Genomic DNA, 17,736 nt, shown 5'->3' with positions numbered 1-17,736 from the left:
AAGAGCCCCCTTCCCCTGTCCGCAGAAAAAGGAGACAGCCGAAGTGAAAAAGAACGTGCTCATCATCGGAGCGGGCGGCGTCGCCCAGGTCGTGGCGCATAAATGCGCGCAGAATAACGACATCCTTGGCGACCTGCATATCGCCTCGCGCACCAAATCGAAATGCGACGCGATCATCGAGAGCGTGCATGAAAAGGGCGCGATGAAGGTGGACGGCACGTTCGAAGCCCATGAGGTGGATGCGACCGATTCCGAGGCCGTCGCAGCGCTGATCCGCGAGACCGGCGCGCAGATCGTGATCAACGTCGGCACCGCTTTCGTGAATATGCACGTGCTCGACGGCTGCATCGCGACGGGCGCCGCCTATATCGACACCGCGATCCACGAAGAGCCCGACAAGATCTGCGAAACCCCGCCGTGGTATGCCAATTACGAGTGGAAGAAGCGCGATCTGTGCACCGAGCACGGCGTGACCGCGATCCTCGGCGCGGGCTTCGATCCGGGCGTGGTCAACGCCTATGCGCGCTTCGCCATCGACCAGATGGACGAGGTGAAGTCGATCGACATCGTCGACATCAACGCAGGCTCGCACGGCAAGTATTTCGCGACCAATTTCGATCCCGAGATCAACTTCCGCGAATTCACCGGCGTGGTTTACTATTGGGAAGACCAGCAGTGGAAAGAGACGAGCATGTTCGCGTCGGGCCACAAATGGGATCTGCCCGTCGTCGGCCCCTCGCAGGCCTATCAGTCGGGCCATGACGAGGTGCATTCGCTGGCCACGAACTATCCGCAGGCCGATGTGCGCTTCTGGATGGGCTTCGGCGATCACTACATCAACGTCTTCACCGTGCTGAAGAACCTCGGCCTGTTGTCTGAACAGCCGGTGAAAACCGCTGAAGGTCTGGAAGTCGTGCCGCTGAAAGTGGTGAAGGCCGTGCTGCCCGACCCGTCGAGCCTCGCGCCGAACTACACCGGCAAGACCTGCATTGGCGATCTGGTGAAAGGCACGAAGGACGGCAAGGACCTGGAATATTTCGTCTATAACGTCGCCGATCACAAAGAGGCTTACGAAGAGGTCGGCTCGCAGGGCATCTCCTACACGGCGGGCGTGCCGCCGGTCGCCGCCGCGATCCTGATCGCCCAAGGCGACTGGGATGCGAAGACGATGAAAAACGTCGAAGAGATGGACCCCAAGCCCTTCTTCACCCAGCTCGACCGCATCGGCCTTCCGACCCGCGTGATGGTCGGTGGCCTCAAGGGCGAGGACAAGGCCTGGACCGAGCTTTAAGCGGTCGCACCAGAAACACGAAAGGCCCGCATCGCGCGGGCCTTTTTCATGTCTGCTTGGCGATCCCGGCAGGATTCGAACCTGCAACCTGCCCCTTAGGAGGGGGCTGCTCTATCCAGTTGAGCCACGGGACCGCGCTGCGCCTTTGATGCCGCCAAAGAGCTTGTGGCGCAAGTCCATCGCTGCGCTGCAACAGAAAACCGCGCGCATATTCCTATGCATGCGGGTCGTGCAGAAATTTCAGGATTTCAGGGGAAAGAAAGAAAAGGGAGCGCAAATTGGCCCACTGCGCCCCCTTTCGCATCCCTCGCCGTGACGAATCCGACACCGGCGCGGGTCGTTCCAGGTATCGGGCGGAGATTATCCAACCCTACAACCGTTAACGCTAACATACTTGGCATCATTCGCTTGCGCAAGGGAAATGTTTGGCGCTAACAAGAGGAGAACCTTGAGGAACCGCCCTTGTCTCGCCCTATCGAAACCCGCCGTCCTTTGACCCTGCGCGATGTCTCCGAAGCCTCTGGCGTCTCGGAGATGACCGTCAGTCGCGTGCTGCGCAATCGCGGCGATGTCTCTGATGCGACACGCGAAAAGGTCCTGCAGGCCGCGAAAGCGCTTGGCTATGTGCCCAACAAGATCGCGGGCGCGCTGGCCTCTCAGCGGGTGAACCTCGTGGCCGTGATCATCCCGTCGCTGTCGAACCTCGTCTTTCCGAAAGTGCTGTCGAGCGTGTCCGACGAGCTCGAGGATACCGGGCTGCAGCCGGTCGTCGGGGTGACGAATTACTCGCCCGAGAAGGAAGAGCAGGTTCTCTATGAGATGCTCTCGTGGCGCCCCTCGGGGGTGATCATCGCGGGGGTCGAGCACACGCCCGCCTCGCGCGCCATGCTGCAGAATGCGGGCATTCCGGTGGTCGAGATCATGGATGTCGATGGCGAGGGGATCGACTCGGTCGTGGGTATTTCGCATCGCCGCGCCGGGCTGCATATGGCCGAGGCGATCATCGCCGCGGGCTATCGCAAGATCGGGTTCCTCGGCACGAAAATGCCCGAGGATCACCGGGCGCGCAAACGGCTCGAAGGGTTCAAGGAAGGGCTCGCCAAAGCGGGGATCGAACTGGCCGATACCGAGTTCTACGCGGGCGGTTCTGCGCTCGCGAAAGGGCGCGAGATGACGGAGACGATGCTCAAGCGCTCGCCCGATCTCGATTTCCTTTATTATTCCAACGACATGATCGGCGCGGGCGGTCTGCTCTGGTGCCTCGACAACGGCATCGACGTGCCGAACAAGATGGGTCTGGCCGGGTTCAACGGGCTGGAACTGCTTGACGGGTTGTCGGTGCGGCTCGCAACGATGAATGCCTGCCGCGCTGAGATTGGCCGCAAGGCGGCACAGATCATTTCGGGGCGCTCGCAAAGCGGGATGATCGGCGGCGAAGTGATCGAGCTGGAGCCGACCCTCGATCCGGGCGACACGATCCGTAAACGTTGATCGCAAGGCGGCGGCGCAAGCACTGCCTGCCTTTTAGCGCCGCGCACCCCAGCTGAGCGACGCGTATTGGCGCGTATAAAACTCGCCCAGAAGGCCGATCATCAGGATCGCGAGCCCGACATAGAGCGGATATTCCCAGTTCGAGAAATGCGGATTGTAGTTGATGAAGGTGTAGCCCCGCGCCTGATCGATCGTGTGAAACAGCGGGTTCCAGTTGAACAGGATCAGCATCTTGTGCGGCAGATTGTTGGCGAGGAACATCTTGCCCGACGCGATCATGTTGGCGCGGGTATAGACCTGCTGGATTACGCTCACCACTTCGGGCGCCCAGGGCTTCGCCGCAAGCAGCACGACCCCGACCGCGAGCCCCGTGAACCAAGCCAGCAGCACCATCGCGAACGCGCCGACCCAGTCGTAGATCTCAATCGGTTTGAAGGCCGCGTGGTAGATGTAGAGCACCGTCACCATCGACAGCACCTGAATATAGAGCGCGCTGAGCGCCGCCGACGCGATCGATATCGCCGTGGTCATCGGCGCGTGTTTCATCATCGCCGATGTGGGCCCTTCCGACCCGAAGACCGCGCCGAGGGTCTTGGTGTGGGTCATGTAAAGGAAGATGCCCGTCATGATGTAGAGCAGGAAATCGCCCCGCACCGAGCTTGACCGCATCCCGAGCACGCTGAACATGATGTAGAAAGAGATGACCAGCAGCATCGTCTGAAACATGTTCAGCAGCAGGCCGATCAACGCATTCCCGTGGTTCTTGCGCAGATTGCGCACGGTGGCGTGATAGATCAGCTCCAGCAGGCTGAAGGTCGTGCCGAGCTTGGTCGATTTCGTCTCTGGTCTGAACATGTCCCTGCCGATTCGGGCGTCGTTGCGGCCCAAGCTAGGTCGGATTGCTTGCTCAACCCTTATCGCCGCATCATAAGGGGGGAGTTGGAGCATAGCAATTGGGCCTTAACAAGGCCGGGAGAGGCGTGACGATGGATTTCGAACATCTGATGCGAGTGATGCGGCGGCTGGCGCTCGAAGCAGGCGACAAGATCATGGAGATCTACGACTCGCCCGATTTCGAGGTGAAGTCGAAGTCGGATAACTCGCCGGTGACCGAGGCCGACGAGGCCGCCGACGCGTTGATTTCCGCAGGGCTGCGCGCCGAGTTTCCCGATATGCCGCTCGTCACCGAAGAGCAGGCCGCGAGCCATTCGCAGGACGTGTCGACCTTCCTGATCGTCGATCCGCTCGATGGCACGAAGGAATTCGTCAAGCGCCGCGGCGATTTCACTGTGAACATCGCCTATGTCGAGAACGGCAAGCCCGTGCGCGGCGTGGTCTACGCCCCCGCCAAGGGACGTCTGTTCTACACGCTGGCCGAGGGCCGTGCGGTCGAAGAGGACGGCCCCTTCGACAAGGAACGCCCCGGCAAGCAGCATCCGATCACCGTCTCGATGCCCGACAATCGCGGTCTGATGGTCGTCGCGTCGAAATCGCACCGCGATCAGGCGACCGACGATTACATTGGCAAATACGCAGTGAAGGACATGGCCTCGGCCGGGTCGTCGCTGAAATTCTGCCTTGTCGCGACCGGCGAGGCCGATCTCTATCCGCGCCTCGGGCGCACGATGGAATGGGACACGGCAGCCGGTGACGCGGTTCTGCGCGGGGCGGGCGGCGAGATGATCCGCTTCGACGATCACGCGCCCTTCACCTATGGCAAGCCGGGCTTCGAGAACCCGTTCTTCATCGCCTATGCCCCCGGCGTTCTCTTGGTGAAGTAATGTCGGTCCTGATCGTCATCCCGGCGCGCTACGCGTCGAGCCGCTATCCCGGCAAGCCTCTGGTCGAACTGACCGGCGCCACGGGCGAGAAAAAGACCCTGATCCAGCGCAGCTGGGAGGCGGCGACGCAAGTCGGCGGCGTCGACCGGGTCGTGGTAGCGACCGATGACTCCCGTATCCGCGAGGCCTGCGAAGCCTTCGGCGCCGAGGTGGTGATGACCTCCGAGAGCTGCCGCAACGGGACCGAGCGCTGCGCCGAAGCGGCCGCGACCCTTGGCGGTGATTTCGACATCGTCGTGAACCTGCAGGGCGACGCGCCGCTGACTCCCGCCTGGTTCATCGAAGACCTCGTCGCCGGGCTGCGCGCGAATGACTGGGCCGAGCTTGCGACTCCGGTGCTGCGCTGCGAAGGCGCGATGCTCAACAGCCTGCTGGAAGATCGCCAGAACGGGCGCGTAGGCGGCACCACGGCAGTATTCGGCGCCGGCAATCGCGGGCTCTATTTCTCGAAAGAGGTTATTCCCTTCACCTCCGAGACTTACGCGGACGAAGCCCCCACGCCGGTGTTCCACCATGTGGGCGTCTATGCCTACCGGCCGGACACGCTGGCTGCCTATGCGAGCTGGCCGATCGGGCCCTTGGAGACGCTCGAAGGTCTGGAGCAGCTGCGCTTTCTGGAGAACGGTCGCGCGGTGCTCTGCACAGAGGTCGAGTCGCGCGGACGGCAGTTCTGGGAACTCAACAATCCGTCCGATGTGGCCCGGATCGAATCCATGATGCTGCAGATGCAGCTTCCCTGAACGCACGCAATTTCTCGCCTATCGCATTAAAAATGCGGTTTTTCACGGCATTGCAGGAAACAATTTTCGCATTTGCAGCATTTCTTCCTTCGGGAGTGCTCAACGCCAGAACCGGTCCCTTGTTGGATCACGGCTTTGGGGACACAATAAACCAACTTCTGACGATTTAATCGTAGCAACCCTATAGGTGACGAATGAAAAGCAAGGTGACGAAGGCGATCTTCCCAGTGGCCGGCCTCGGAACCCGCTTCCTCCCCGCGACGAAGTCGATCCCGAAAGAGATCCTCACGTTGGTGGACCGCCCGCTTATCCAATACGCCATCGACGAGGCGCGTGCGGCCGGTATCGAGGAATTCATCTTCGTCACCTCGCGCGGCAAATCGGCGCTCGAGGATTATTTCGACAACGCCCCCGAACTGGAAAGCGCATTGGCGCAGAAGGGCAAGACCGAAATCCTCGACGAGCTGCAGCAGACCAATATGGACAGCGGCGCGATCGCCTATGTCCGCCAGAACCAGCCGCTGGGTCTGGGCCACGCGGTCTGGTGCGCGCGTCGTCTCGTGCATGACGAAGCCTTCGCCGTGATCCTGACCGACGACGTCATTGCCGCCGACAAGCCCTGTCTGCAGCAGATGATGGAAGCCTATAACGAGACCGGCGGGAACTATGTCGCGGCGATGGAAGTGCCCGCCGACAAGACCGCGTCCTACGGGGTTCTGGATGTCGCCCCGGGCGACGGCCCGCGCCTGCAGGTCAACGGCATGGTCGAAAAGCCCAAGCCCGAGGATGCCCCCTCGAACCTTGCGGTGATCGGTCGCTACATCCTCACCCCGCGCATCATGTGGAACCTCGATGCGCGCAAGGCGGGTGCTGGCGGTGAAATCCAGCTGACCGACGCGATCGCGCAGGAAATCCATGGCGGCAACTCGGTCTATGGCTATCGCTTCGACGGGCAGCGCTACGATTGCGGCTCGAAGGCGGGCTTCCTGCAGGCGACGGTGGCTTTCGGCCTCCAGCGCCCGGATCTGAAGGATGAGTTCGGCGAATATCTCTCCGATCTTTCCGCGATGCGGCAGGCGGCTGAGTAAGCGATGCAGCAACATGTGTTGGTAACGGGTGGTGCGGGCTATATCGGCTCGCACGCCTGCAAAGCGCTGGCCGCGGCGGGCTATGTCCCGGTCTGCTTCGACAATTTCTCCACCGGCTGGAAAGAGGCGGTGAAGTTCGGCCCCGCCGAGGAGGGCGATCTTGCCGATCGTTCCCGCCTCGACGAGGTCTTCGCGAAATATCAGCCGATCGCGGTGATGCATTTCGCGGCGCTGAGCCTTGTCGGCGAGTCGATGCAGAACCCGTCGAAATACTGGCGCACCAACGTGAATTGCGCGCTGAATTTGATTGAAGCGGCCGTCGACGCAGGCTGCCGCAACTTCGTCTTCTCCTCGACCTGCGCGACCTATGGCGATCAGGACGGGGTGGTTCTCAACGAGGACACCGAACAGCGCCCGATCAACGCCTATGGCGGCTCGAAACGGGCCATCGAAGACATGCTGCGCGATTTCGGCGCGAGCCACGGGCTGAACTCGGTGATCTTCCGCTATTTCAACGTGGCGGGCGCCGATCCCGATGCTGAGGTCGGCGAGCAGCACATCCCCGAGACGCACCTCATTCCGCTGATGCTGGATGCCATCGCGGGCAAACGCCCGGCGCTCACCGTGTTCGGTTCGGATTACGCGACGCGCGACGGCACTTGCATCCGCGATTACGTCCACGTCTCCGATCTGGTCGATGCCCATGTTCTGGGTCTGAAATGGCTCGAGGACGGTAAACCCTCGCGGGTCTTCTGCCTCGGCTCGGGCAACGGGTTCTCGGTGCGCGAAGTGATCGACGCCTCGCGCGCGGTGACCAATCAAGACGTCCCGATTGTCGAAGGCGACCGTCGTCCCGGCGATGCCGCCGCGCTGGTGTCGGGCTCGAAACGGGCGACCGAGGAGCTTGGCTGGCAGCCGAAACGGTCGGACCTTTCCACCATGATTTCCGATGCATGGCGTTGGCATCAGGCGGCAGAGTATGAATACTGACCCCGAGGTAGGGTCAGGAGAATGAATGCCATCGCGCCATGAGCTTTGGGAGAGCTACAGGCTGCGCCTAAAGCGCAAGCATTTCCTGTGGCGCGCCCTGCGCAAACGGCACCAGCTCGACCCCGTCACCAACCGCACCGGCAAGATAAAGCCCGGCGCGATCCTCGCCTTCGCGGTGATGCGCAACGAGGCGCGGCGACTGCCGTTTTTCCTCAAGCATTACCGCAAGCTCGGCGTGGATCACTTCCTGATCGTCGACAATGGCAGCACGGATGACACCGCCGCGCTGCTGGCCGAGGCGCGCGACGTGTCACTTTGGCAGACGACGGGCAGCTACCGGGCCTCGCGCTTCGGGCTCGATTGGGTGACGTGGCTGATGCTGCGCTACGGGCACGATCACTGGTGCCTGACCGTCGATGCGGATGAGTTGCTGATCTATCCCTATCACGACAGCCGCCCCCTTCCCGCGCTGACCGACTGGCTCGACCGATCGGAGCAATGCAGTTTCCCGGCCATGATGCTCGACCTCTACCCGAAAGGGCCGCTCGGCGCGCAGCGCTACGAGGCGGGGCAGGATCCGCGCAAGATCCTGAGCTGGTTCGACGCCGGGAATTACATGATCACCCAGCAGGCGCAGACCGATGCGCTGTGGATCCAAGGCGGGCCACGGGCGCGGGCGTTTTTCCCCGACAGTCCCCGCCAATCACCGACGCTCTCGAAGATCCCGCTGGTGCGCTGGCACCGGCGATGGGCCTATCTGAACTCGACCCATGCGCTGCTGCCGCGACATCTGAACCAGACCTACGACACGGAGGGCGGCGAGGCGATTTCGGGGCTGCTGCTGCACACGAAGTTTCTCGACGAGATCGTGGACAAGTCGAAGGAGGAGAAATCGCGTGGCGAGCATTTCGGCCAGCCCGCGGAATTCGACCAATATTACGACGCGCTGGCCGCCGATCCGGAGCTTTGGACGCCGCATTCGACGCGGCTCGGCGACTGGCGACAACTGGAGGCGCAGGGGTTGATGTCGCGCGGCGGCTGGATGTGAACGTGTTGACTTGGAGGCAACATTGCTGACGCAAGCGTTAGGCGTGGCCTTCTCAGCCGCGCGCAAACCGGGTAAGTATCGGAAGATATTGATAAGCCGTTGAAAACTTGCCGATTTGAACAGGGCGACCTTTAACGATTTGAGAACTACGCTGCGAGTAGCAAGGGACCAGTGCGGCACGAAATGACCGCGACGTCGGAGAGGGACGGATATTGGGACTGAGAGAGATCGCCAGGCTGCGCCGTAAACGCAGAATTCGGCAGATTCGGGCTTTCCGCAAAAGCCGCGAACTCTCTCTCTATTCCGATCGCACCGGCGACATCCGCCCCGAGGATATCCTCGTCTTCGTCACCGCCCGCAACGAACGCATCCGCCTGCCCTATTTCCTGCGCTACTACCGCGAGATGGGCGTCGGGCACTTCCTGTTCGTCGACAATAGCAGCGACGATGGCAGCGCCGAATATCTCGCCCAGCAGGTGGACTGCTCGGTCTGGCGCACGGAGGCCTCCTACAAGGCGTCGAATTTCGGCATCGACTGGATGAACTGGCTGCTGCGCAAATACGGCACCGGGCATTGGACGCTGACGCTCGATCCGGATGAATTCTTCGTCTACCCGTTCTGCGATACCCGGCCCATTCAGGCGCTGACCGACTGGCTCGACACTTATGGCATCCGGTCTTTCCCGGCGATGCTGCTGGATATGTATCCGAAAGGGCCGATCGACGCGCAGCCCTATCGCGAGGGGCAGAACCCGTTCGATCTGGCCTGCTGGTTCGATGCGGGCAATTACATGATCTCGCCCAATCCCGAGACCAACAATCTGTGGATTCAAGGCGGGCCCCGGGCGCGCATCTTCTTTCCCGACGCGCCCAAGAAAGCCCCCTCGCTCAACAAGATTCCGCTCGTCAAATGGGAGCGCGGTAACGTCTATATCTCGTCGACCCATGCGTTGCTGCCGCGTGGCCTGAATCAGGTCTACGACACGATCGGCGGCGAGATGGTCTCGGGCTGCCTGCTGCATGCGAAGTTCCTCTCGCCCCTCGCTGACAAGGTCGATGAAGAGCTGGAGCGCAAACAGCATTACGCGGGCTCGCGCGAATATCACGCCTATGCCCGCACGATCTCAAAAGAGCCCGATTTGTGGTGCAAATGGTCTGAGAAATATATCAACTGGCGCCAGCTCGAGATCCTCGGGCTGATGTCGAAAGGCAATTGGGCGTGAGGAAACAACGCGCGTGACAGTCGGATTCATCATGATGTGCCACACCGCGCTCGACCGGGCCGCGCAGGTCGCGCGGTTCTGGTCGGAGGGCGGATCGCCCGTGGTGATCCATGTCGATGCTCGCGTGACCGCGCATGACTATAACGGCTTCAAGAAGATGCTCTCCGATCTGGAGAATGTCTCCTTCTCGCGGCGCTACAAATGCGACTGGGGCACGTGGTCGCTGGTGGCGGCGAGCCAAGCTGCGGCCGAGCAGATGCTGGCACTGCATGACGACGTGCGCCACGTCTATCTGGCGTCGGGCTCCTGCCTGCCGCTGCGCCCGCTGCACGAGCTGACCGACTATCTCGACGCGCGTCCCTATACCGATTTCATCGAGAGCGTGACCACCACGGAAGTCGGCTGGACCGTGGGCGGGATCGACATCGAACGCTTCACGTTACGCTTCCCGTTTTCGTGGAAGAAGCAGCGGCGCATGTTCGACCGCTATGTCGAGTTTCAGCGCCGCGTCGGCTTCAAACGGCGCATCCCCGACGGGCTGGTGCCGCATCTGGGCAGCCAATGGTGGTGTCTGACGCGCCAGACCCTGTCGGCCATTCTGGAAGACCCGGATCGCGCGCTTTACGACCGCTATTTCAAGCGCGTCTGGATTCCGGATGAGAGCTATTTCCAGACCCTCGCAAGGCTCTATTCCACCTCGATCGAGAGCCGGTCTCTGACGCTGACGAAGTTCGATTTTCAGGGCAAGCCGCATATCTTCTACGACGATCACCTGCAGCTTCTGCGGCGGTCGGACTGTTTCGTGGCGCGGAAGATCTGGCCCAAGGCGGACAAGCTCTATCGGACCTTCCTCGACAAGAGCCCCGGGCGGTCCGTCATGGCGGAACCGAACCCCGCCAAGATCGACCGGCTGTTTTCCAAGTCGATCGAGCGGCGCACGCGCGGGCGGCCCGGCCTCTACATGCAAAGCCGTTTTCCCAGGAAAGACCACGAGAACGGCAAGACCTCGGCGCCCTATTCGATCTTCCACGGCTTCTCGGATCTCTTCGAGAATTTCGACGGCTGGCTCGCGAAATACGTGGGCGCGCGGGTGCATGGGCATCTCTACGCCCCCGAGCGCGCCGAATTCGCGGGCAATGAGCGGATGTTCAACGGCTGCCTGACCGACGACGCGGCGCTGCGCGACTACAACCCGCGTGCTTTTCTCACAAACCTGATCTGGAACTCGCGTGGCGAACGTCAGTGCTACATGTTCTCGCCGCGCGACAATCAGGCGAATAACTGGTTCACCGCGACCGATCCGAATGCCCAAATCTCGGTCATCACCGGGGCCTGGGCGCTGCCGCTGTCGCGCAAGAACGAGAATTTCGCGACGATCCGGCGCGAGGCCGCGATGCTGCAGAAACGCGAGCTGGAGCATCTGGATATTCTGCGCTCGATGTATGTGAAGGCGCGCGTGCGGATCTGGACCGTCGCGGATTTCATCGAGAACCCGATGGAGCCCCTGCAGACCATCATCGACGAGATCAGCCCCCGCGCCACCCGTCGTCTGACCGAAGCGCCGCAGATGGTCGATCTGTCGGGGTTCAACCAATTCCTGCAAAATCTCAAGAACCAGGGGATGCAGCCACTCGTGATGGGGGATTTCCCGCTCGAGCAAAGCGGGCAGCGCGATGCCGCCACCCGCCGCGGTCGCCCATATCTGGTGAAATAAGACATGCCCAAATTTGACAGTTTCGTCGTCTTTGCCGAGATGCGCACCGGCTCCAATCTGCTGGAAGCTGCGCTGAACGATCTGGACGGCGTGACCTGCCATGGCGAGGCGTTCAATCCGGCGCTGATCGGCTATCCCAACCGCAAGGAGCTGGTGGGCGTTACCAAGGCGCAGCGCGATGACGATCCGCTGGCGCTATGGAACGCAATCCAATCGCAGGACGGGCTGAACGGCTGCCGCTATTTCCACGATCACGACCCGCGGATGCTCGCCGTGTTCGTGAACGATCCGAAATGCGCGAAGATCGTGCTGACCCGCAATCCGATCGAGAGCTATGTCAGCCTGATGATCGCGCGCGCCACGGGCCAGTGGAAGCTGGGCGATGCGAAGCACCGCAAAGCCACGAAGGCGCGCTTCGACGCCGAGGAGTTCGAAGCTCATTTGGAAGGGCTGCAGGACTTTCAGGTGACACTGTTGAACGCGCTGCAGCGCTCGGGGCAGACGGCCTTCTATATCGATTACGAGGATGCGCAGTCGGTCGAGGTGCTCAACGGTCTCGCGAATTGGCTGGGCGTCGCGGGGCGGCTGAAACAGTTGCCCGAGAACCTCAAGGTGCAGAACCCCGAGCCGCTGGAGACGAAGGTCGCGAATTTCCCGGGGATGGAGGCATCGCTGGCGCGGCTCGATCGGTTCAACCTGTCGAAAACCCCGAATTTCGAGCCCCGGCGCGGTCCCGGCGTGCCCGGTTTCATCGCGAGCGAGGCGGGGCTGCTGTATATGCCGCTTCGACCCGCGATGGATGCGCCGATCCGCGACTGGCTGGCGGCGACCGGCGAACTGGTCGAAGGGTTCAGCCAGAAGACCCTGCGCCAGTGGAAACGTCGCCATCACGGCCATCGCAGCTTCACCGTGCTGCGCCACCCGCTGATGCGCGCGCATCTGGCGTTCAACGCGGTGCTCAACTGGGACAACATGGACGAGACCCGCGCCGTCCTGCGTCAAAGCTACAAGCTGCCGATCCCGAAGGAGGGGCAGAGCATCGCGCAAGGCGACTATGCCGAGGCGCTGATCGCTTTCCTGGGCTGGCTCAAATCCAATCTCGCGAACCAGACGAGCCTGCCGGTGAATACGCTTTGGGCCACGCAATCCGCGGCGCTTCAGGGGATCGGCCAGTTCGCTCTGCCCGACCTTCTGGTGCGCGAGGAGCGGATGGCGGAGGACTTCGCCTATCTCGCCAGCATGGCCGGTGTGGAGGCGCCTGCCTTCGCGCCCGGCGAGACCGACACCGCGCCGATCAAGCTCGCCGATATCTGGACGCCTGACCTCGAAGCCGCCGCGCGCGAGACCTATACGCGCGACATGATGCAGTTCGGCTTCGGCAACTGGCGCGACTGAGCCTACCCCACGAAAAAAGCGCGCCGGGCGGACCGACGCGCTTTTTCGATTTTCATTCGAGACCGGTTCAGGCCGCCTGACGGCTCTGAGCCTCCGTCAGCACTGCGTGCAGCGTCGACGGATCGGTATTCGCCCGCAGCTTCTCGCAGGTTTCCGGATCGCGCATCGTGCGCGACACGAGGGCCAGCGCCTTGAGATGCTCGACCCCGGAATCCTTCGGCGCGAAGAGCGCGAAGACCAGATCGACCGGCAGCCGGTCCACCGCGTCGAAATCGAGCGGCTTTTCCAGACGCAGGAAGACACCCACGACTTCGCTCAGCCCGTCGAGCCGCGCATGCGGAAGCGCAACGCCGTGGCCGACACCGGTCGGCCCGAGGCTTTCACGCTCCTGCAGCGCATCGACAGTCTCCGCGGCGTCGATCTTGTAGCACGCCGCCGCGATGTCACCGAGATCCTGAAACAGGCGTTTCTTGCTCGTGACATTCGACAGCACTTTGACCGCGCCTGGCACGAGAAGTTTAGATAGGTCCATGAACTCGTCTACTCCGCGCCCGTTCCGGGCCGCTCATTTGCTGTTGCGCGGGTCGATCCAGCCGACATTGCCGTCTTCACGCCGATGAACGACGTTGACCCCGCCATGTTTTTCGTTGCGGAAGACGAGTAGCGACGCATCAGACAGCTCCATCTGCATGACCGCTTCACCGACCGAGAGAGTGGGAACCTTGGTTTCCATCTCGGCTACGATCATCGGAGCACCTTCGTGCGTCTCGCCGGTATCGTCATCCTCTTCCGAGGCGAGCACATACAGACCTGCAGCTTCGAATTCAACTGGTTCAGCACGGTCACGGTGATGATCTTTCAATCTGCGCTTGTGACGCCGCAGTTGCTTGTCCATCTTTTCGCGCGCCGCATCGAAGGCCGCATAGATTTCCGTGGCATGACCCTTGGCCGAAGCGGTGAGCCCGGTCGACAGGTGCACCGTCGCCTCGCAAATAAACTCATGCGCATCGCGCGAGAAGGTGATCTGCGCGTCGGTGGGACGCTGCATGTATTTCTCGGCGACCTCGCCCAACTCCGACTTGACGTGAGATTGCAGGGCCTCTCCGACATCGATTTGTTTGCCGGTGATTTGGTAACGCATGGATTTCCTCCTTCACGCATTGGGCCAGTGACCCCAGCCTTTGGGCTGAGGTGTTTCGGGCCGGTTAATCTCTTGAAAAGTCGCGTTGAGTCTGAATTCGCCCGGGCCCTCTTTCGGGGACCTTCCGCGCGCCGGACCCCTCTCGGGGGCCGCAAGCGCGCCCGGGGAGTGGGGGCGAACATTACGCATCTCTTATGTATTTGGGGATGGATCGTGGGGGGTGTCAACGGGTCTCCCTCGCTGCAGTGCAAAACTGCCGGTAGGCGGAGGCGCCCGGCAGGGATCCGCGGATCACGATCAGAGGATGCGGAAGTGCTGGCCGAGATAGACGCGGCGCACGTTTTCGTCCTGCACAACCTCTTCCGCGGTGCCTGACATCAGCACCGTCCCGTCGTGCAGAATGTAGGCACGATCCACGATCTCGAGCGTTTCGCGCACATTGTGATCGGTGATCAAAACCCCGATACCCCGATCTTTCAGCTGTGCGACGAGCGCGCGAATCTCCGACACGGCGATCGGATCGACGCCAGCGAAGGGTTCGTCCAGCAACAGATATTTCGGATCGGCGGCCAGACAGCGTGCGATTTCGCAGCGCCGGCGTTCGCCCCCCGACAGCGCCAAAGCGGGCGCGTGACGCAAATGGCCGATCGAGAAATCGCCCAGAAGTTCTTCCAGACGCTCGCGACGGGTGTGCGGATCGGACTCCGCGACTTCGAGCACCGCCATGATGTTGTCTTCGACCGAAAGCCCGCGGAAAATCGAGGCTTCCTGCGGCAGATAACCGATCCCGAGCCGCGCGCGGCGATACATCGGCAGGCCCGTCACATCGCGCCCGTCGATCAGAACCTCGCCCGCATCGGGGCGGATCAGACCGGCGATATTATAAAAACAGGTGGTTTTGCCCGACCCGTTCGGCCCGAGAAGCGCCACGACCTCACCGCGCGACAGGTCGAGCGAGACGTCGCGAATCACGGGGCGGCGCTTGTAGCTCTTGCGCAGCCCCCGGACCTGCAAACCGCCCTGGCCCGCGACCGGGGCCAGCCCGGCGTCGCTTTTGACGGCATCCTCGGCCATCACTTGCTCCCGGCGGGCTTCAGAAGCGTGCGCACACGCCCGTCCATCGTGCCGGCGCCGGTGCTCAGGTCGACATTGAGCTTGTTGCCGGACATCACGTTGTCGCCTTGGGTCAGCAGCACCTTGCCGGTCATCACGACGGTGCCCGCCTTCACGTCATAGACGGCTTCCTCGGCCTCCGCCGCCTCGGTGGGCGAAACCAGCGTGACGCCGCCCGTCGCGTGCAGCTTCGTGATCTCGGAGCGCTTGTCGCTGGCGTAGAACACCTCAAGCTCGGCGGCTTTCATGTGCATGTCGCCCTGCGTGACCTCCACATTGCCGGAGAACACCGCCTGCCCGCTTTCCTGATTGACGTTGAGCGAGTCGGCCGTGACTTCGACCGGGGCGGTCTTGTCGGCGCGCAGCCCGCCGAAATCGACGCTTTGCGCCATCACGAGAACCGGGAACGAAACCGCCATCGCACAGGCGGTGAAAAAACGCGCTCGAAACATCCACACCCTCATTGTTGCGGCTGATATACCAGCTTCACACCCTGTTTGAAAACAAGATCGTGACTGCTGCCATCCGCCGTCGGGACCATCTGCATATAGCCCGCATCGAGCGTTCCGAAAGGGGACGTCCCATGGATCGGGCCGGGCGAGGTCAGGATACTGCTATCGGTCTGCAACTCGACCTTGTCGGAGTTCACCCGGTAGCCATCGGAGGTCTGCATCGCGACCTTGCCGGTCAGGTCGATCCGGTTCGAATTGGGCTGGAATAGACCCTCATTCGCGCTCAAATCGGTCACATGGCCATCGGGTGCGGTCAGCTTCGCCGCGACCTGATCGGCACTCGCACCCTGATCCTGCGAGGGCTGGGTGCGGGCCTGCGCGGCCGTCACCGACAGCGTCGCGCCGGTATCGGTCACGCCGGAATATTCGGGCCGGGTGACCGCATTTTCGCGCGCGAGTTTCTCGACATCGACCTTGGCATAGGGAATCGCGGCGCTCGGATCGATCCGGCGCGAGACGAGAAAGATCGTCGACAACAGCGCCAGCGCGAGCAGCGGCAGGACGATCTTCGCCCAGTTCACCAGTCGCGTATGGCTGTTGTCGTACATCATCAGACGATCCCGGCCCTCAGGCAGTCGTGGATCTGCAGGAAGCCCACGGGTTTCTCATCTTCGACCACGAAAAGCGCGGTGATCTTTCGCTCGTTCATCTGCGCCACGGCAGCCTCGGCCAGCTGCCCGGGCGCGATGGTGCGCGGATTGGCGGTCATCACCTCGGAGACCTTATGCTCCAGCAGCCCCTGCATGTGGCGCCGCAAATCGCCGTCGGTGACGATCCCGGTCAGGCGGCCCGCGTCATCGGTGACGCCGACGACGCCAAAGCCCTTCTGGCTCATCATCAAGAGCGCATCGGGCATCGGCGTGTCTTCCGCCACCAGCGGCATATCGCGATGCATCAGATCGGAAACCTTTGACAGACGCGCGCCCAGCTTGCCGCCCGGATGGAAGGTGCGGAAATGCTCGGCGGTGAATTCGCGATGCTCCATCAGCGCGACGGCCAACGCGTCACCGAGTGCGAGCGTCATCGTCGTAGATGTAGTGGGCACCACGCCCGTCCCGCAGGCTTCCTCGGCCTTGGGCAGCACCAGCGCCAGATCGGCCTGCCGCAGCAGCGTCGAGTCCGGGCGGCTCGCGACACCGATCAGCGGGATCTGAAAGCGCCGTGTATGGGCGATCAGGTCGGCCAGCTCCGGCGTCTCCCCGGAATTCGACAGCACCAGCGCCAGGTCGTGCCGGGTGACCATGCCCAGATCGCCGTGGCTCGCCTCCGCCGGATGCACGAAATGCGCAGGCGTCCCGGTGGAGGCCAGCGTCGCCGCGATCTTGCGCCCGATATGGCCCGATTTCCCCATGCCGGAGACGATCACGCGCCCCTCGGTCTTGAGGATCATCGCCACCGCGCGCGAAAACTCGCCATCGAGGCTCGCCGCCAAGGCTTCCAGCCCGGCGACCTCGATGCCGATCACGCGGCGGGCGACGTCGGAATAATCAGTGGTGGAAGATGTCATTGGGTTCATCCCAGCCCAGCAGGTCGAGCTTCGCACGCGTCGGCAGGAAATCGAAACAGGCCTGCGCCAGCCCGAGCCGGTTCTCGCGCTCCAGCCGTGCCACGAGTTCGGCTTTGATCTGGTGCAGGTAGAGTACGTCCGAAGCCGCATATTCCATCTGCGCGTCGGTCAGCTCCGCCGCGCCCCAGTCCGAGCTTTGCTGCTGCTTGGAAATGTCGACGCCGACAAGCTCCTGCACCAGCACCTTCAGCCCGTGGCGATCGGTGAAGGTCCGCACCATCTTCGAGGCGATCTTGGTGCAGAAGACCGGCTTCGTCTCCACCCCGAACGCATTAAAAAGCGCGGCGACGTCGAAGCGCGCGAAGTGGAACAGCTTCTCCACCGAGGGATCGGCCAGCATGCGGCACAGGTTTGGCGCTTCGGTCTGACCTTGGGCGATCTTCACCAGATGCGCGTCGCCGTCGCCCGCCGAAAGCTGCACGAGGCAGAGCCGGTCGCGGCGCGGGTCGAGGCCCATCGTCTCGGAGTCGATGGCTACGACGGGACCGAGATCGAGCCCGTCGGGAAGGTCGTTTTGATGCAGGTGGATTGCCACGGCGTGTCCTTCTTTAACGTCTTGCCGGGCATATAAGCCTTTTGCCG

The 17,736-nt window shown here is 62.3% G+C and carries 18 protein-coding genes and 1 tRNA gene; 10 read left to right on the top strand and 9 right to left on the bottom strand.

The window, feature by feature from the left end; translation table 11 throughout:
• The first annotated feature begins 43 nt into the window (after nt 1–43).
• Complete coding sequence (locus BMI91_RS16405) at nt 44–1,291, top strand: saccharopine dehydrogenase family protein (protein ID WP_078605924.1); 1,248 nt, start codon at nt 44–46, stop codon at nt 1,289–1,291.
• A gap of 57 nt (nt 1,292–1,348) precedes the next feature.
• Here BMI91_RS16405 and BMI91_RS16400 read toward each other — a convergent pair.
• Nucleotides 1,349–1,425, bottom strand: a tRNA-Arg gene (locus tag BMI91_RS16400).
• Nucleotides 1,426–1,789: 364 nt separating this feature from the next.
• Between BMI91_RS16400 and BMI91_RS16395 the strand changes: the two genes are divergently transcribed.
• Nucleotides 1,790–2,782 carry a LacI family DNA-binding transcriptional regulator gene (locus BMI91_RS16395; RefSeq protein ID WP_078522402.1) on the top strand — a complete coding sequence of 331 codons (993 nt, stop codon included), beginning with the start codon at nt 1,790–1,792 and terminating at the stop codon, nt 2,780–2,782.
• A 33-nt stretch (nt 2,783–2,815) separates the two neighbouring features.
• Here the strand turns inward: BMI91_RS16395 and BMI91_RS16390 are convergent, their stop codons facing one another.
• Complete coding sequence (locus BMI91_RS16390; RefSeq protein ID WP_078522201.1) at nt 2,816–3,637, bottom strand: ABC transporter permease; 822 nt, start codon at nt 3,635–3,637, stop codon at nt 2,816–2,818.
• A gap of 131 nt (nt 3,638–3,768) precedes the next feature.
• On the opposite strand from BMI91_RS16390, the gene cysQ reads away from it, so the two are divergent.
• From cysQ to BMI91_RS16350, 8 genes are all read left to right on the top strand, one after another.
• On the top strand, nt 3,769–4,563 hold the full coding sequence (gene cysQ, locus BMI91_RS16385) for a 3'(2'),5'-bisphosphate nucleotidase CysQ (protein ID WP_078605923.1): 795 nt from the start codon (nt 3,769–3,771) through the stop codon (nt 4,561–4,563).
• Nucleotides 4,563–5,363: a 3-deoxy-manno-octulosonate cytidylyltransferase gene (locus BMI91_RS16380; RefSeq protein ID WP_078605922.1), complete on the top strand. Its 801-nt coding sequence runs from the start codon at nt 4,563–4,565 to the stop codon at nt 5,361–5,363. Before cysQ ends, BMI91_RS16380 begins: the two co-directional genes overlap by 1 nt.
• A 194-nt stretch (nt 5,364–5,557) precedes the next feature.
• Complete coding sequence (gene galU / locus BMI91_RS16375) at nt 5,558–6,451, top strand: UTP--glucose-1-phosphate uridylyltransferase GalU (protein ID WP_078522198.1); 894 nt, start codon at nt 5,558–5,560, stop codon at nt 6,449–6,451.
• A gap of 3 nt (nt 6,452–6,454) precedes the next feature.
• Nucleotides 6,455–7,441, top strand: a complete 987-nt coding sequence (gene galE / locus BMI91_RS16370; RefSeq protein WP_078605921.1) for a UDP-glucose 4-epimerase GalE — start codon at nt 6,455–6,457, stop codon at nt 7,439–7,441.
• A 25-nt stretch (nt 7,442–7,466) separates the two neighbouring features.
• Nucleotides 7,467–8,489 (top strand): glycosyltransferase family 2 protein, encoded by a 1,023-nt coding sequence (locus BMI91_RS16365; protein ID WP_078605920.1) that lies wholly within the window; start codon nt 7,467–7,469, stop codon nt 8,487–8,489.
• A gap of 212 nt (nt 8,490–8,701) precedes the next feature.
• Nucleotides 8,702–9,712 carry a glycosyltransferase family 2 protein gene (locus BMI91_RS16360; protein WP_078605919.1) on the top strand — a complete coding sequence of 337 codons (1,011 nt, stop codon included), beginning with the start codon at nt 8,702–8,704 and terminating at the stop codon, nt 9,710–9,712.
• Nucleotides 9,713–9,725: 13 nt separating this feature from the next.
• Complete coding sequence (locus BMI91_RS16355; RefSeq protein WP_078605918.1) at nt 9,726–11,426, top strand: DUF5927 domain-containing protein; 1,701 nt, start codon at nt 9,726–9,728, stop codon at nt 11,424–11,426.
• Nucleotides 11,427–11,429: 3 nt separating this feature from the next.
• On the top strand, nt 11,430–12,821 hold the full coding sequence (locus BMI91_RS16350) for a nodulation protein NodH (RefSeq protein ID WP_078605917.1): 1,392 nt from the start codon (nt 11,430–11,432) through the stop codon (nt 12,819–12,821).
• Between the two features lie 67 nt (nt 12,822–12,888).
• Here the strand turns inward: BMI91_RS16350 and BMI91_RS16345 are convergent, their stop codons facing one another.
• From BMI91_RS16345 to BMI91_RS16315, 7 genes are all read right to left on the bottom strand, one after another.
• Entirely contained in the window at nt 12,889–13,353 is a 465-nt protein-coding gene (locus BMI91_RS16345) for a PTS sugar transporter subunit IIA (protein WP_078522192.1), read from the bottom strand.
• A gap of 33 nt (nt 13,354–13,386) precedes the next feature.
• Nucleotides 13,387–13,962 carry a ribosome hibernation-promoting factor, HPF/YfiA family gene (gene hpf / locus BMI91_RS16340; protein ID WP_078522191.1) on the bottom strand — a complete coding sequence of 192 codons (576 nt, stop codon included), beginning with the start codon at nt 13,960–13,962 and terminating at the stop codon, nt 13,387–13,389.
• Between the two features lie 297 nt (nt 13,963–14,259).
• Nucleotides 14,260–15,036 carry an LPS export ABC transporter ATP-binding protein gene (gene lptB, locus BMI91_RS16335; RefSeq protein ID WP_078605916.1) on the bottom strand — a complete coding sequence of 259 codons (777 nt, stop codon included), beginning with the start codon at nt 15,034–15,036 and terminating at the stop codon, nt 14,260–14,262.
• Nucleotides 15,036–15,494: a lipopolysaccharide transport periplasmic protein LptA gene (lptA, locus tag BMI91_RS16330; RefSeq protein ID WP_093477254.1), complete on the bottom strand. Its 459-nt coding sequence runs from the start codon at nt 15,492–15,494 to the stop codon at nt 15,036–15,038. Before lptA ends, lptB begins: the two co-directional genes overlap by 1 nt.
• Before the next feature lie 41 nt (nt 15,495–15,535).
• Entirely contained in the window at nt 15,536–16,138 is a 603-nt protein-coding gene (gene lptC / locus BMI91_RS16325) for an LPS export ABC transporter periplasmic protein LptC (protein ID WP_146684133.1), read from the bottom strand.
• On the bottom strand, nt 16,138–17,094 hold the full coding sequence (locus BMI91_RS16320; RefSeq protein ID WP_078605913.1) for a KpsF/GutQ family sugar-phosphate isomerase: 957 nt from the start codon (nt 17,092–17,094) through the stop codon (nt 16,138–16,140). The genes lptC and BMI91_RS16320 overlap by 1 nt, the downstream gene beginning before the upstream one ends.
• Nucleotides 17,075–17,689, bottom strand: coding sequence for a ribonuclease D (locus BMI91_RS16315; RefSeq protein ID WP_078605912.1), 615 nt, complete (start codon nt 17,687–17,689; stop codon nt 17,075–17,077). The genes BMI91_RS16320 and BMI91_RS16315 overlap by 20 nt, the downstream gene beginning before the upstream one ends.
• Nucleotides 17,690–17,736 lie beyond the last annotated feature (47 nt).

Origin of the sequence: Thioclava sediminum, from assembly GCF_002020355.1 — a bacterium.
GTDB classification, from domain to species: Bacteria; Pseudomonadota; Alphaproteobacteria; order Rhodobacterales; family Rhodobacteraceae; genus Thioclava; species Thioclava sediminum.
The sequence above is the reverse complement of the archived record's forward strand: the minus strand, read 5'-3'. Positions and strand labels throughout refer to the sequence as shown.